This is a genomic window from Burkholderia sp. PAMC 28687 (assembly GCF_001577465.1).
Lineage (GTDB): Bacteria > Pseudomonadota > Gammaproteobacteria > Burkholderiales > Burkholderiaceae > Caballeronia.
This window is the reverse complement of the sequence record NZ_CP014506.1, coordinates 1,444,571-1,459,869: the sequence shown is the minus strand read 5'-3', so window position 1 is coordinate 1,459,869 and position 15,299 is coordinate 1,444,571. Positions and strand designations below refer to the sequence as shown.

Here is a 15,299-nt window from a genome sequence, read left to right as displayed (position 1 = left end):
GGTCGAACTAGCGAGTGCGCCCGTAGAACCGGACACGGGGCAGCCTGACAATCCTTTTACAGATGCCTTCCGAAAGCAGAGCGCAAACATGGATCTAAACTTCGAATGCACCATGTGCGGCAAATGCTGTCATGACCTCAAGCTGCCGCTAAGTGTCAACGAAGCACTGGTCTGGCTTGAACGTGGTGACGACGTCCAGTTCCTGTGCGAAGCAGTTCCTTGGCCCGACGAACCGGCCGAGGACAATTTGCTCGCGCAACACAAACGCCGCAGGTCGTTTGCGGCATCGAGCGGCGCGATGCCGGTTCGCATTGTGGTCGTCATCGCGGCCGCATTCGAAGGCGCATGCCCGCATTTGCTGCCGAATCTGAGTTGCGGCGTGTACGAAGAACGGCCGAACGTCTGCCGTATTTATCCCGCCGAGGTGAATCCGTTTATCGAACTGAACCCGCAACAGAAGGCGTGTCCGCCCGAAGCGTGGGCGCCAGACAAGCCCCTTCTGATGCGCGCACACAGGATAGTGGATGTGCGGACTGCAGATCTGATCGACAAATCGCGCACGGCCGATGCCGGCGATACCGGCACCAAGGCGCTTGCCTGCGCACATCTGGGAATCGATACCGCAGCACTAGCCAACGAAGGATTGACGATCTATTCGCCGCCGCGCGAGCAGTCGATTGCTGCGTTGAAGCTTGCGCGGAAGACGGGTGATGCAACTGTCTTCGTGCCCGATTGGAAAGTGGCATCGAACCGTCGGGAGACGGTGGAGACGCTGACGTCTATTGGAGCGTCAAGCGTGTTTTGCACCATGCAAAATGGCGAGTCGTTTCAATATCTGGGTTTCTTTGCGGAATCGGCTTAAGCCAGATTATCAAGCCTTGGCGCGTTTCCCCGTAAGTGGCGCCTCGAGGAATAACACGGCGCTGACGGCGCTTGCTAAGGCAAGAATGGCTGCAAGACTCACGACCACCCGATATCCCGCCACGAACGACTTATCGACTGCCCGTATGATCCGGGCGTTCGAACTGGTCGCCGCGGCAAGCAAGGGACGTTGTTCATCGACTTGATGACGCTCTGCTTGCGAAAGCCCTAATGGTCCAAGGCGTGAATCCAGGGAATGGTTGAAGGTCGCTGAGAGGATCAAACCAAACAGCGCAACCGCGATCAAACCGGCAACACGCGATACCGCATTGTTCACGCCGGATGCCACGCCGGATTGATTTTCCGGCGCCGCGTTCATGACCGACGTGGTCAGCGGCGCAACGCAAATAGCCATCCCTAATCCGAGAATGACGAGGGGCGCAAAAAATGTAGCCCAATACGACCCACCTATTCCAGGCCATGCAAGCGACCCGAATCCGAGTGCCACGATAAGCGACCCAATCGTCAGGGGGCCTTTAGATCCGTACCGTGCAATCAATCCGCCTGACCAACGCGAAAGCAGGAAGATGATGAGGATCAGCGGCAATAGCGCCGCTCCGGCTTGTGTTGCCGAGTAATGCTGTACCTGGATCAGATTGAGCGGAAGAAAATAGAGAACGCCGCCCAGGCCCGCATACAGGAAAAGCGTGATCAGGTTCGCGCCGCTGAATGTTCGTGACTTGAACAGCGTCAGCGGCACCATCGGCGATGAGGAACGCGCTTCGACCAGAATAAATCCCGCCAATGCAGCAACGCCCGCCAGGGCGGCGAAAGCCACGCTCTTTCCGCCGTTCACGCCTTCGATCAACGCATAGGTGACGCCGCCCAGACCTGCGCATGCGAGCAGTGCGCCGGGCCAGTCGAGCGCGCTGGAAATGAGCATGTTGCGGCTTTCGCGTACGTGCCGGATCGTCATCCATATGACGAGCGCCGCGAGCGGCACGTTGATGAAAAATACCGCGCGCCAGGAGATATGTTCGACGAGCCAGCCGCCGAGAACGGGACCTATGGATGCTGTAATGGCCGTGAAGCCCGACCACGTTCCGATCGCACGCCCGCGTTGCTCAGCGGGATAGGCGGCGCTGATAAGCGAGAGACTGCCGGGAACGAGGAACGCGGCGCCTATGCCCTGTACGCCCCGCGCGAGTATCAACGCATTGACAGTCGAGACGAATCCACACCATGCGGAGCCGGCGGCGAACAACAACACGCCCAGCAGGAAGATTTTTCTTCGGCCGTAAATATCGCCCATGGAGCCGCCGACGAGCAGCAGGGACGACAAGGACAGCGCATACGCCTCGACAACCCATTGGAGATTGCTCGAGCTTGCATGCAGGCCGCTCTGTAACGCGGGCAGCGCGACGTTCACGATCGTTCCATCGATGAACGCCATGCTCGACCCCAGGATCGCGACGATGAGCACGGCCATGTTGCCGGCGGCGGGTGGAGCGTTTGCGGTGGCCATCGGCTTGCCTCGGGTTCAAGGTTGAACGCGTCGGCGCCCACGAGGAAGCCATACCGGTCGTGGCGATTATATTTTTATTTGCGTCGGCGCGCTGCGGCCGTCATGTCGGCTCTGACTGCGCGCAGGAACTGCTGGGTTCGTTTGTTTTGCCTTGCAGCAAAGACGCCTGTTCGATGTTCAGGAAAAACTCGCCGCAACTTGCTGAAGAACAGAAAAAACACCAGGCGTAAGTCACGCAGTCAAAAAAGTCATATTGCGGAGGCGGTGACAATGATTGCAGTTCATTGCATTCAGGAGCGTCGCAGAGGGCTGACTTTGCGAGGGTCTCGGTCAATGGGTTCTAGGTTATGGGTGCGCCGGGTTGTTGCTCTTTAGGGCGCGAGGGCCCAGAAAGCAGCAACCCCGCAACAACCGAAACAACCGAAACAACCAGACTCAAATTCCTAACTCACAACCCAATCAACAGAAAGAGGATCATCTAATGCCGCAACAATTGGAACAACAATTCGCCGAAGACCGTGCACACTTCATGCACCCCTCCACCCACGCCCACGATCACGCCACAGGCGCGCTCCCGGGCAAGATCATCAAAAGCGCGAGCGGTATCCGCATTGAGGACCACGAAGGAAAGAGCTACATCGACGCTTTCGCAGGCCTGTACTGCGTCAACGTAGGCTACGGCCGCACAGAGATCGCCGACGCCATCTACGAACAAGCAAAAAAACTCGCCTACTATCACACATACGTAGGCCACTCGAGCGACACGATCATCGAGCTGTCGTCGCGCATCATCGACTGGTCGCCGCCAGGCATGAAAAAGGTCTATTACGGCATGTCCGGTTCGGACGCGAACGAGACACAGATCAAGATTGTCTGGTACTACAACAACATACTTGGGTATCCGAACAAAAAGAAGATCATCTCGCGCGAACGCGGGTACCACGGATCGGGCATCGTCACCGGAAGCCTCACCGGTTTGCCAAGCTTTCATCAGCACTTCGACCTACCGGTCGATCGTGTGAAACATACCGTGTGCCCGCACTGGTATCGCAAGGCGCCTGCCGGCATGAGCGAAGCACAGTTCGTTTCATATTGTGTCGACGAACTCGAGAGGCTGATCGCGCGTGAAGGCGCCGATACCATCGCGGCGTTCATCGGCGAGCCGGTCATGGGGACGGGGGGCATCATTGCACCGCCGGAAGGCTATTGGGCCGCGATCCAGCAAGTGCTGAAGAAACACGACATCCTGCTGATCTCCGACGAAGTGGTATGCGGCTTCGGCCGGATCGGCTCAAAGATGGGCGCGCAGCACTACGGCATGCAACCGGATTTGATTACCATCGCGAAGGGCCTGACGAGCGCATATGCGCCGCTCTCGGGTGTGATCGTGGGTGAACGTGTGTGGGATGTCATCGAGAAGGGCTCCCAAGAACACGGTCCAATGGGTCACGGCTGGACCTATTCCGGCCATCCCATCTGCGCCGCGGCGGCCATCGCCAACCTGAACATCCTGGAGCGCGAAAATCTCACGAAAAATGCTGCAGACGTCGGTGCTTATCTCGGCGCTCAATTACACGCGGCGTTCGACCAGCATCCGCTGGTGGGCGAGGTGCGCAATACCGGCATGCTGGCGGCGCTCGAATTCATGGCCGATAAAGATGGCCGTACGCCTTTCGAAGCCGCACTGAAAGTCGGCCCGAAAGTGTCGGCGGCGGCCTTGAAGCGCGGGGTGATCGCACGCGCGATGCCGCACGGTGACATCCTCGGGTTTGCGCCGCCGTTGATCACTACGCAGGCGGATGTCGATGAGATCGTGGGTATCGTGAAGCAGGCCGTCGACGAGGTCGCGACGCAGACGATCGCCTAGTGAATGAAATTCGCCGGGTTCGCCCGGCGTTTTTTTCGCCGACGGTTTCAGGATTCCGGGTTGGCGATATCGCTCTTGACGATCAACTCACCATGGTCCGCGGCCGCTTCCTTGGCCTCCTGGCGGGACGGATAGGGCCCAAGGACCGGCGCGCCCTGGAACGGAAACAGCATGCGGCCATCGGTTTTCCGGACGACCTTCAGTGTTCCAACGAACAAACCACCCGCATTGATCTGATATGACGCATAGATCGCAAAATCCGCGGCGCTCATGGCGCCGCCCGGTGACCTGCTCTTGAGCTGGTTCATCGATAAAACGAGTTTCGGCTTCTTCATTGCGTGGGCTCTGATTTCAAACGGGATTGTGGCTTGACGGCGTTCGCGTCGGGATCTGCTAACAGGTGGAACGCAGCAATAGTCAGTCCGAAAGCTTTCATGCTGGTGATGCTTTCCAGCGGTTACATCGCGGTGAGGCGCGCAAGGCATACCCTGTATGGGGCGGATATGGACGCGACGTTCAAAATCCGGGGTTTATGGACGCCTGCTGCTATTCAGACGCTCCTTATTAGCCGCGCGAACATGCGCGGATCGCGTTAAACAACCGCGTAAGACGCACACGCAGACCCCTATCGAGTGACAGACAGCCAGCGCAGACAAGTAACCGGGCATTTTTACTGCTACCGGAATTTCGATTTTGCCGCGATGACAAAGGTAAAATAACGTCGAATAAACAGAGCTTTCAGATCTTTCGATTCTTGGTCATCCGAACCGCGAGTTTTTCCGCGTCCGTTATTAAATACGTTGCCTAATGAACGACAGACAACCGACCGCCAGCCCCAGTCACGCCTTTCTCGCCGGAGGCGGGGAGGTCGCAAAAATCATCGCTTCGAAGGACTGGTCGGGCACGCCACTGGGTCCGATCGACGGCTGGTCGACGACGCTCACGAACACGATCTCGCTGATCCTGCAGTCGCCCGTCCCCATCGTGACGTTGTGGGGCGAGGAAGGCGTCATGCTCTATAACGACGCTTACTCCGTGTTCGCCGGCGGCCGGCACCCGCAGTTGCTGGGATCGAACGTGCGCGAAGGCTGGTCGGAGATCGCCGATTTCAACGACAACGTCATGAAGGTCGGACTGTCCGGCCGGACGCTGCGTTACGAGGACCAGGAACTCACGCTGCACCGGCATGGTCGTGGCGAACAGGTGTGGATGAACCTCGACTACTCGCCCATCCTCGGTGAAAACGGCGTCCCTGTCGGCGTCATTGCGATCGTGGTGGAGACGACCGCGAAGGTGCGTGCGGAGCGCTGGCTGAGCGGCGAGCGCGAACGCCTGCGCCGGATGTTCGAACAGGCGCCCGGCTTCATGGCGATGCTGACCGGTCCCGAGCACGTCTTCGAGTTGACGAACGCGGCTTTCACCCAGTTGGTCGGCGACCGCATCGTCATCGGCAAGACGGTGCAGGAAGGGTTGCCGGAACTCGAGAAGCAGGGCTTTGTGCAGATCATGGACCGCGTGTACGCCTCCGGCACGCCGGTATCCGGCAGCGCGCAAGCCATCGTGCTGAACCGGCTGCCCGGGGCGCCTGCCGAACAGCGCTATGTCGACTTCGTCTATCAGCCGGTTCGCAACGAAGCGGGCGAGGTGATCGGTATCTTCATTCAGGGAACCGATGTCACTGACCGGCTGATCGCGGAACGCGCGGTTCATGAAAGCGAAGAGAAATTCCGTACTTTCGCGCAGGCCATGCCGAATCAGGTCTGGGCCGCTCGCAGCGACGGCGAACTCGAGTGGTTCAACGACCGTGTCTATGAGTACAGCGGCGAGAAGCACGGCGATCTGGACGGCGGGGCGTGGGGCAGGATCGTGCATCCGGATGACGTCGAGTCGGCTGTTGCGTACTGGCGCGCGGCGGTGGCGTCGGGCACGACCTACGAGCGCGAGTTCCGGATTCGCCAGGCCGATGGTGTGTACCGCTGGCATCTGGCCCGCGCGCTTCCCATTCACGACAACGCCGGCTACATCGCGCGCTGGGTCGGAACCAACACGGATATCGAAGACCAGAAATCGGCATCGCGCGCACTCGAGCGTCTGAACAAATCGCTCGAGCAGCAGGTCGCCGAGAGCATCGCGGATCGCGACCGGATGTGGCGCCTTTCAACGGACATCATGCTGGTTGCGGATTTCGAGGCGAACATCGTGTCGGTGAATCCCGCGTGGAAGCAGCTTCTCGGCTGGGACGAAAAGGCCTTGCTCGGCCGCTCGTTTCTCGACTTCGTGCATCCGGAAGACCGCGCCCGCACGCTCAGCGAAGTGGGCGAGCTCGCCGAGGGCGTGCGCACATTCAAGTTCATCAATCGATACCAGCGGCGCGATGGTTCATACGTCACACTTTCGTGGACGGCGGTGCCGGACGAGCATTTCATTCATGCAGTCGGTCGCGATATCACCGCGGATCGCGAAGCAGCAGAAGCGCTGAAACGCACCGAACTGGCGCTCCAGCAAGCGCAGAAAATGGAAACCATCGGCAAACTGACGGGCGGCGTGGCGCACGACTTCAACAACTTGCTGCAGGTCATCTCCGGCAATCTGCAACTGCTCGCAGCGGATGTCACCGGCAGCGAGCGCGCCGAGCGGCGCCTGGGTAACGCGATAGCCGGGGTCAACCGCGGCGCGAAGCTCGCCAGCCAGTTGCTGGCATTCGGCCGGCGGCAGGCGCTTGAACCTAAAACCGTCAAGATCGGGCGCCTTATCGCGGGCATGGAGGACATGCTGCGACGCAGCCTCGGTGAAGCGATCGAGATCGAGACGGTTGCGTCGGCGGGGCTGTGGAATACATTCGTCGATCCAACGCAGGTCGAGAACGCCATTCTCAATCTTGCGATCAACGCACGAGATGCCATGGACAACTCGGGCAAGCTGACGCTGGAAGTCGGCAACGCACTGCTCGACGACACCTACGCCCGCGACCACACAGAAGTCACGCCGGGCCAGTACGTGATGCTCGCCGTCACCGACACCGGTTGCGGCATGACGCCCGAGGTCCTTGCACAAGCCTATGAACCGTTCTTCTCCACGAAGCCGGAAGGCAAGGGTTCGGGACTTGGGCTTTCTATGGTCTACGGCTTCGTCAAGCAGTCCGGCGGCCATGTGAAGATCTATAGCGAACCGGGTCATGGTACGACGGTGAAGCTCTATTTGCCGCGCACACACGACAAGGAAGACCTCGGCGTGGCTGCCGAGATGGCGCCGGTGCTCGGCGGCGAAGAGACCATCCTGGTTGCGGAGGACGACGAACAAGTTCGCGCGACAGTCGTTGAGATGCTCTCGGAGCTTGGGTATCGAGTGCTCAAGGCCAACGACGCGAGCAGCGCGCTTGCCATCATCGACAGCGGCATGCCTATCGACGTGTTGTTCACCGACGTGGTCATGCCCGGTCCGCTGCGCAGCCCCGAGCTTGCCCGCAAGGCGCGCGAACGGGTGCCCGGGATTGCTGTGCTGTTCACGTCGGGTTATACGGAGAACGCGATCGTGCATGGCGGCCGCCTGGATGCCGGCGTCGAATTACTGAGCAAGCCCTATACGCGCGAGGCGCTCGCGAGGAAGTTGAGGCACGTGCTGTCGAATCAGCGGCAGCGTTTGGTGAGCGCTTCCGCGGACGTGGCCGGATCGGCGAGGGCGTTATCTGCCGTGGCGGCAGGTGCTGCAAGCTCGCCTCCCGTACGTGTGCGTCATATCCTGTTCGTTGAAGACGATGACCTCGTCCGCTCGATTACCGGCGAGCTGTTCGAAGCGCTCGGGCATGTCGTTCATCAGGCTGCCGACGGGCCCGCTGCGCTTGCGCTGCTGCAGAGCGAGCACATCGATGTACTGATCACGGATGTGGGGCTTCCCGGTATGTCGGGTGAAGAGCTGGCGCTTCGCGTGCGTGCGTTGCGCAGCAACCTGGATGTGGTCTTCGCAACGGGCGATCACAATCATGTATCGAAGGTGCCGGGGGCGACGTTCCTCACCAAGCCCTACGATACGGTCAGCATTGAAGCGATCCTGCGGCGGCTCGAGGACGCTTGATTCAGGGTTCGGCTCTGTTGATCGGACGCCGGTACCATAGTGCCGGCGTCGGCAATTAATGCAGCGCCAGCACCACGCTTTCAATCCTGATACATCCAGTTCCGGGGATACTTACCGTTTGTGATCGGGCCCTGCCAAACCCGCCAAACATTGGCGGATGACGGCGATACTTTATCGCGTCCGCGCGCTCGTTCTGCACGTAGCCTCTCTGAACTCCGTTCGGGAATGCGCCATGAATGCAAGCTTGAATGTCAGCCCGATGTGCCGCCGTTGCGGCGATCCAGTCGATCTCGATGCGGAAATCTGCCCGTCTTGCGGGGCGATCGCTTCGCCCACGGCAGTTCGCGCGTCCGCATATTCAACGATGTCCGGCAGAACCAAGGGACTGATCGCCACCGCGTTTGTCTGCGTGCTTGGCCTGGCGGCATACACGTTGATGCCCGGCTCGATGCACACCGCTCCCGTCGATACCACCGCCAGCGACGTCGCTCGCACCTCCGAGGTGGAGGGCAACCGGGTGCGCGAACCGGCACTCGATAGCCGTCACGATGCAAGCATGTCCGCTGCGCTCGATGCGGTGCGCGAGAGCCTCCAGCGTCACGACATGGAGTCGGCGAAGGTGTTGCTCGCGGCCATCCTTGCGATGCATCGGGACAATCCCGACGCGCTTGAATTGCGCAATGAAGTGATGGCTGGCCAGAATCAGGACAAGCCGGCTGCGCCTGTCGCGCGTACGAGCATGCCTCCTCCAAGACTAGCCGATACACGGCATACGTCGGCCGTCGTTGCGGCGACTTCCCGTCAGCCCAGGAGCAGGGCGGCCACACACGAACATGCAACGCGCACGTCGAAAAAGGCGCCGGTAGTGGCAAACAAGAAAGTCGCGACGCATAAAGTGGTAATGGCCAAAGCGACCACGCCGAAACCTTCGGCCGTGCACAAGCCGCCGGTGCTGGTGCGTGAGGCGCAGGTCAAGGAGATCCGGTCCGAGACGCCAGCATCGACGCAGGGAGGCACCTCGAGGTCCGTGCAGACGGCGAGTGGCGCACCGCTCGTCTCGAGCGGTACTCGACAGGCGCCCTCATCTGGACACCAAGATGAAGGCGGTGCTTTGCAATCTCAGCGCTGGCGTGATCGCGGTGGCATGCGTTGAGCCGTGACCGTTGAGCCGAAATCGTCAAGCCGTCCCGGACGATGTACCCGTGATCGCCTCGCTGTCTTCTTTCGTCGTCATTTTCAGGTAGGCTGCGGCCAGCCGCCTGAGTTCCTCTTCAGATGCATCCTCGATGCCGATCAGATGGTTGTCCGCTTGCCGGTGAGAGGCGAGCAATTCATTGAGCTTCAGATGCAGCGCTACGCTGTCCTTGTTCTGGCTTTGCTGAATAAGAAAGACCATCACGAATGTCACGATGGTCGTGCCCGTGTTGATCACGAGTTGCCAGTCTTCTGAGTAGTGGAACACGGGCCCGGTCACGGCCCAGACAACGATGCTGATAACCGCCATACCAAACGCCACAGGCGATCCTGCCCATCGTGTGACCGCGCTTGCGAACGTGTCGAACGCGCGGGTGAGCGGATGCCTTGCCGCGTAAGCGGGACTCGATGTATCAGGTACGGTGTCGAGTGTGTCCGTCGACGAGGGGAGCGTTTCCTTACGCATCGCTTTCTCCTTATGATCCGATGTTGCTCCGACGCACAGTCAGCAATTAACGTTCCGAGGTCGACGATTTCTGGACAGGAATCAGAGGCGCGGATAGTTTCAGTGTGGAGGTTGGTCGGGCGTGCGGCGGAGGGGAATTTGACGCTGTGGCGAGAGCGCAGATGGGTAAGCTGTGTGACTTGACAAGGCACGTCACATTTCTTCAAGACCGTACAAGTGCTCAGTGATAGTCGTCTTCCAACTGATGACGCACGGCCAGGATCGTCACGGTATCGCTATCGTCTATTTCAAAAAGTGCGACGTACCCGGCGCCGCCAAAAGGAATAATCAACTCACGCAAGAATGGCAACTGCGAGTGCGCTTTACGACAGGTGAACGGCGAGCTGCGCAGCGTCATGATCCCGGCGTGGACAGCGCTTAGCGCACGCTGGGCTAAAGGCAAATCTTGCGGATCGCGGGTAAGAAAGAACTCATAGAGCCGTTCGAGATCGTCTGCTGCACTACCTGTGAATCGTATTTCGAACGTCATCAACGCGTCTTACCCCGCGCTTTAGCAGCATCGAGCCGCTTGCTCAAACGCGCGAACACCTCTTCAGCCGGGACATAGTCGCCGCTTCGCTTAGCTTCGTCGCGCGAGGCTAGTCCTCGGGCCACGAACTCGCTATGGTTCTGGCGACGAAGGATGTTTTCGCGGATCGCCTGCTCGACAAATCCGGACAGGCTTTCGCCTTCCTGCAAGACGCTCTCTGCCGCCTCACGCAGTTCCGGTTCAACTCGCACAGACGGAAACGTCGCTGTTTTCATTACCTTTCTCCATGCATCGCAATTGCAATGCATTGTGCGCGAATTTCCATCTCGGTGCAAGGGCGCAGATTGCGCCTGGCGTTGCGAATTGCTTCAGCAGCGCACCACTTTACTTCCCGCTGGTCACACCAAGCGCGGCAACCTTGCGAATCGTATCGGCGCACGCCGTCGCCGCTTCCACGCCCTTGACCACGAAATGCTCGCGGAAGAACTTGATATGTTCTTCACCCGAATGAAAATGATGCGGCGTCAGCACCGCCGACAAAACCGGCGTACCGCTTTCCAGTTGCACCTGCATCAACCCGTTGATGACCGCTTGCGCCACGAATTCGTGACGATAAATTCCGCCATCCACGACCAGCCCCGCTGCGACAATCGCCGCATAGCCACCGCGCTGAGCAAGCAGCTTTGCGTGCAACGGGATCTCAAATGCGCCGGCGACTTCATAGAGGTCGATGTCATCGCGTGCGAAGCCTTGCGCCTGGATTGCATCGAGGAACGAAGCCTTGCACTGGTCGACGATATCGCGATGCCAGCATGACTGGATAAACGCAATACGTGGACGGGGTTTGCCCGCGGCCTGAGCGACCGGCGTATTTTCGAGCGTAGTGGAGAGTGTCATGATTCAAATCCTGCCTGTTTGTGTGAACAGGGCGAAGGACGGCATGAACGAACGCGTGCGGGAAATCCCGCACGCATCCACACACGCCGTCCCGTTCTCTTTCATCCGGACTATGACCGTCGGCCCCGGAATCAAACCGGGTCTGCTGACCTTCGCGTTTCAGGCGGCACGAAGCCAGACCCGAATCACAAAGCGCTCGCGGGCTACGCGCTCAATCAAACTGCGCGATTACCGCCGGTGGGGAGTTGCACCCCGCCCCGAGAACTTGTTCGTATCGAACGGAACGTAAATTATCACGATTCCTGTTGCAGTGCACAGACCCCGCTTGACTGATAGCGATATCTATCGCAAGCGCCTTTCGAACCAGCGGGTGAACCACGAGATCGGATAGCAGTAAGCGAAGAAAATCACGAGCGTCGCGACATACGTCAGCACGGTAAAGCTGCTGCGCGCAACGGTGCTGCTCGCAATTTGCGCGGTATCGAGCAAGTCGTGAATGCCGACCAGCGACGACAAGGCCGTACCCATGGTGATGATCGCGTACACATTCATCCACGGCGGCAACATGCGGCGCATGCATTGCGGCGCCACGATCTTCAGCAGGATCTGCGTGCGCGAAAACCCCATGGATGCCGCCGTTTCCCATTGCGCCGACGGTATCGAAGCAACGGCGCCGCGAAAGACTTCCGCTATGTTCGCGCTCGCAGGCAGCGCGAGCCCCAGCGTCACCTTCAACCAGTCGGAAAACGGCACGGTAGTGCCGAATACATGGAGTTCGAACGGGAACACGTAGGTCGTGAAGTAGACGAGCACCAGCCAAGGTGCATTGCGAAACGCGGTGATCCAAATGCGTGCGAGCCGTCCGGCGAACGATCGGGATAACGCGACGGCGCCTGCAATCAGACCGATCACCGTGCCGATAAAAATCGCGCCGATGCTGATGAGTACATTCATTGCAAAGCCGTGCGCCAACGCGGGTGCCCATTCAGCGAGGCGTGCAAACGTCTCGCCGCGTGATCCGCTTTCAGGCGCAAGCGACCAGAGCACCGCGCCTACGACAAGAACCCCGAGCATGCCATACACGCCCGGCGGTACGCGGGTGATATCAAACTTCCGGTGAGTGCCAAACGAGGCGCGCGTATCAGTAGCCATAACCGGGCACCTTGAAGCGTTGTTCGAGCCAGCGCCCCGCGAGCGTGACCATCCACGTCACGACGCCGAAGAACGACAGGATCAGCAGCATCAGCGCGAGCACGTTGTCACGCTGCGTCCAGATCATGATGGACTGGTAAGTTATGTCGCCTACTGCGATTGCGGACGCCACCGCCGACGCCTTCACGAGCTCCACCATGTTGTTGACCAGCGCGGGAAGCGCTGCGCGTAACGCGAGCGGCAACTCGATGCGCCAGAATCGCGCGGCACGGCTGAACCCGAGCGACGCTGCGCCTTCGAGCGTTTGCGAAGGCAATGCATCGAAGCCGGCGCGCAGCGCTTCTGCATGAAACGCTGCCTTGTGAAGCGACAGCACGAGCACGACCCAGAAGAACGGCTTGAACGGATTCTCGATGTGATGAACCTGCAGCCATTGCGTGATCAGCATGTTGAGCACGAGGAACGCACAGTAAAGCTGGACGAGCGTAGGCGTGTTGCGCGTGACTTCAATGAAGCCGCGTGCAAGCCCTGCGATGCCTCGGTTGCATCCGCGTAACGCAAACACCAGCGCAAGCCCGCCGATGGCGCTCCCAATGATCGTGCACGCGATGATCTGCAAGCTCACGCCAAGACCGTGCACGAACGGCACGCGTTCGTAGTCGTCGAGCAGGAACCGGTAGTCGAGCCCAATTCGCGCCGTCGCCGCGATAAAGCCACGCAGCAAGGAGTCCATGCTATTGCTCGGCAGGCAATTGACGATGCCACTCGGCGAGCGCAGGCGAGGGCGGCACAAGACCGTTCCTGGCCTCGGTCGAAATGAACCAGCCGTCGCGATGCAGATTGCGGACGAAGCCGTCGAGCTTCGCAGCGGTGTCGTGTTCTCCCTGGCGCACCCAGATCACCGATGGCGCCGGTTCGATCTCCGGTTGCAGCGTCTTGTAGTCCTTCCATTCCGGATCGCTCTGCAATAACGGATAAAGCAGCGGCGCAGCATCATGCACAGCCGCAACACAGCTTCCGCCGCGCAACGCGAGCAGGGACTGCGAGGAGCCCGGGAACGCGCGCGGAATCGCGCCGTAACGCTCGACGATGGGACGGATATAGCTGCTGCCTTGCGAAATGCACACGGGCTTGCCGCGCAAATCTTCCCAGCGCGAAATACCGCTTGTCTTAAGGGTTATTGCCGTGCCGCCAACGCGGTAATACGGCGTTGCGACGTGATCGAGAATCTCGCCGCGCTGCGCGTTGTACTCCATGTTGGCAATCAATATGTCCACCTTGCCTTGCTGGAGAAATTGCACACGGGTAGACGGCAGCACGGAGACGAGTTGCACTTTGGCGCCGAGCCGCTTGCCGAGTTCGTTCGCGAGATCCACATTAAAGCCGCGCGGCTGCTGCGTGGCGGGATCGAGCGAGCCGAACGGACTGCCGCCGATCAAGACGCCTACCGCAATTTCATGGCGGGAGTTGATCTTGTCGAGGGTTGCATCGGCATGAGCGAGGAGGGATGCGCAGAGTCCCCACGCAATCGTAGCCGCTGTCATCGCGCGGCGGATGTTCGTTATTGTCATAGCAAGGAGGCCACGCCGGAAATCGGGAGCCTCAAAGAATAGACAAGCGTTCGCACGCCGCCAAGGAAGCGAATCTGCTAAGCAAATGATGCATTGCGTGGAATGGAGTCAGGCGCACGACTTAGGCAAGCTTTAGCAAGCGGGATGCTATCGATTCTACGAATGCTTGGTTATGGAAAAGGGAGGCTCTTCTTAGAATCTCCGTTCCCGCATGTTTTCGTGCGCTGACGGAACCCGGCACGTGACACGCGAAACCGCAACAACGCCTGAGGAGGCCGCATGAATCGCCTTGCGCTCGCGGTCGATCCGCTTGAACGTACGCCGCCTTCAGTTGACCGGGAGGTCAAGAAAAGTGCCGACCCGGTATTGGTTTCTTTAAGCGACGTCCATCTCTCCTTTGGTGCTGCGCCGGTGCTCAACGGAATAAATCTGTCGGTGCGGCGCGGCGAAGCGGTATCGATCATCGGGCCGTCGGGATCGGGAAAATCGACCATCCTGCGTTGCATCAACGGACTTATCGCGCCACAGCACGGAGAAATCCGCGTGGATGGGATCGATGTTCGCGCGCAGCATACCGATGCGCAGAAGATCGCGCTGCGCAAGCGCATTGGCTTTGTGTTCCAGCAGTACAACCTGTTCCCGCACCTGAGCGTGCTGGCGAACCTGACCATTGCGCCCGTGAGCGTGCTCGGCCGTAGCCGCGCTGAAGCAGAACACGACGCGCATGCACTGCTCAAGAAAGTGCGTCTCGCCGATAAAGCCCACGCTTACCCCGGAGAGTTATCGGGCGGACAGCAGCAGCGTGTCGCGATTGCACGCACGCTCGCCATGCGTCCGGACCTGATTCTCTTCGATGAAGTCACGTCCGCGCTCGATCCGGAGACCGTGGGCGAAGTGCTCAACGTGATCGGCGAACTCGTCGATGATGGCCAGACCTGCGTGCTCGTCACGCACGAGATGCGCTTCGCGGAGGACGTCAGCGACGAAGTGTTCTTCACCGAAGGCGGTGTGATCGTCGAGCATGGCGAGCCATCGCAGATCTTTGGCGCACCCGACAACGACCGCACGCGGCTCTTCCTGCAACGCGCGCGCGGCGAAGACCGCCGCGCATTGCGCAAACGCTCACGCAGCAACGCGGCACTTGCTCTCGCCACTCTTTGAACGAA

At 59.8% G+C, this 15,299-nt stretch carries 14 protein-coding genes and 1 riboswitch; of the genes, 5 read left to right on the top strand and 9 right to left on the bottom strand.

Going from position 1 to position 15,299, the window contains the following annotated elements; translation table 11 throughout:
• Positions 1-88: 88 nt before the first annotated feature.
• Positions 89-862, top strand: a complete 774-nt coding sequence (locus AX768_RS21855) for a YkgJ family cysteine cluster protein (protein ID WP_062002083.1) — start codon at positions 89-91, stop codon at positions 860-862.
• A gap of 9 nt (positions 863-871) precedes the next feature.
• Here AX768_RS21855 and AX768_RS21850 read toward each other — a convergent pair whose 3' ends face one another.
• The gene (locus tag AX768_RS21850; RefSeq protein WP_062002082.1) at positions 872-2,386 is read right to left on the bottom strand and encodes an MFS transporter; all 1,515 of its coding nucleotides are present in this window, start codon (positions 2,384-2,386) and stop codon (positions 872-874) included.
• A gap of 481 nt (positions 2,387-2,867) precedes the next feature.
• Here AX768_RS21850 and AX768_RS21845 point away from each other — a divergent pair, with 481 nt between their 5' ends.
• Positions 2,868-4,253: an aspartate aminotransferase family protein gene (locus AX768_RS21845; protein WP_062002081.1), complete on the top strand. Its 1,386-nt coding sequence runs from the start codon at positions 2,868-2,870 to the stop codon at positions 4,251-4,253.
• A gap of 47 nt (positions 4,254-4,300) precedes the next feature.
• On the opposite strand, the gene AX768_RS21840 is transcribed toward AX768_RS21845, so the two are convergent.
• The gene (locus AX768_RS21840) at positions 4,301-4,588 is read right to left on the bottom strand and encodes a DUF6723 family protein (RefSeq protein WP_082778988.1); all 288 of its coding nucleotides are present in this window, start codon (positions 4,586-4,588) and stop codon (positions 4,301-4,303) included.
• Positions 4,589-5,060: 472 nt separating this feature from the next.
• On the opposite strand from AX768_RS21840, the gene AX768_RS21830 reads away from it, so the two are divergent.
• Positions 5,061-8,324 (top strand): hybrid sensor histidine kinase/response regulator, encoded by a 3,264-nt coding sequence (locus AX768_RS21830; protein ID WP_062002079.1) that lies wholly within the window; start codon positions 5,061-5,063, stop codon positions 8,322-8,324.
• A 232-nt stretch (positions 8,325-8,556) separates the two neighbouring features.
• The gene (locus AX768_RS21825; RefSeq protein ID WP_155524298.1) at positions 8,557-9,477 is read left to right on the top strand and encodes a hypothetical protein; all 921 of its coding nucleotides are present in this window, start codon (positions 8,557-8,559) and stop codon (positions 9,475-9,477) included.
• Positions 9,478-9,501: 24 nt separating this feature from the next.
• On the opposite strand, the gene AX768_RS21820 is transcribed toward AX768_RS21825, so the two are convergent.
• From AX768_RS21820 to AX768_RS21790, 7 genes are all read right to left on the bottom strand, one after another.
• The gene (locus AX768_RS21820; protein ID WP_062002077.1) at positions 9,502-9,984 is read right to left on the bottom strand and encodes a low affinity iron permease family protein; all 483 of its coding nucleotides are present in this window, start codon (positions 9,982-9,984) and stop codon (positions 9,502-9,504) included.
• Positions 9,985-10,204: 220 nt separating this feature from the next.
• Positions 10,205-10,513, bottom strand: coding sequence for a type II toxin-antitoxin system RelE/ParE family toxin (locus AX768_RS21815; RefSeq protein WP_062002076.1), 309 nt, complete (start codon positions 10,511-10,513; stop codon positions 10,205-10,207).
• A complete protein-coding gene (locus AX768_RS21810) occupies positions 10,513-10,788 on the bottom strand; it encodes a YlcI/YnfO family protein (protein WP_062002075.1) in 276 nt (91 codons plus the stop codon). Before AX768_RS21810 ends, AX768_RS21815 begins: the two co-directional genes overlap by 1 nt.
• A gap of 109 nt (positions 10,789-10,897) precedes the next feature.
• Complete coding sequence (locus AX768_RS21805) at positions 10,898-11,410, bottom strand: 6,7-dimethyl-8-ribityllumazine synthase (RefSeq protein ID WP_062002074.1); 513 nt, start codon at positions 11,408-11,410, stop codon at positions 10,898-10,900.
• A gap of 89 nt (positions 11,411-11,499) precedes the next feature.
• A riboswitch (FMN riboswitch) is annotated at positions 11,500-11,679 on the bottom strand.
• Between the two features lie 73 nt (positions 11,680-11,752).
• Positions 11,753-12,562 (bottom strand): amino acid ABC transporter permease, encoded by an 810-nt coding sequence (locus tag AX768_RS21800; RefSeq protein WP_062002073.1) that lies wholly within the window; start codon positions 12,560-12,562, stop codon positions 11,753-11,755.
• Positions 12,552-13,295, bottom strand: a complete 744-nt coding sequence (locus tag AX768_RS21795; RefSeq protein WP_062002072.1) for an ABC transporter permease subunit — start codon at positions 13,293-13,295, stop codon at positions 12,552-12,554. The genes AX768_RS21800 and AX768_RS21795 overlap by 11 nt, the downstream gene beginning before the upstream one ends.
• A gap of 1 nt (position 13,296) precedes the next feature.
• Positions 13,297-14,133: a transporter substrate-binding domain-containing protein gene (locus tag AX768_RS21790; protein WP_197672667.1), complete on the bottom strand. Its 837-nt coding sequence runs from the start codon at positions 14,131-14,133 to the stop codon at positions 13,297-13,299.
• Between the two features lie 279 nt (positions 14,134-14,412).
• On the opposite strand from AX768_RS21790, the gene AX768_RS21785 reads away from it, so the two are divergent.
• Entirely contained in the window at positions 14,413-15,294 is an 882-nt protein-coding gene (locus tag AX768_RS21785; RefSeq protein ID WP_082778987.1) for an amino acid ABC transporter ATP-binding protein, read from the top strand.
• Positions 15,295-15,299: the final 5 nt, after the last annotated feature.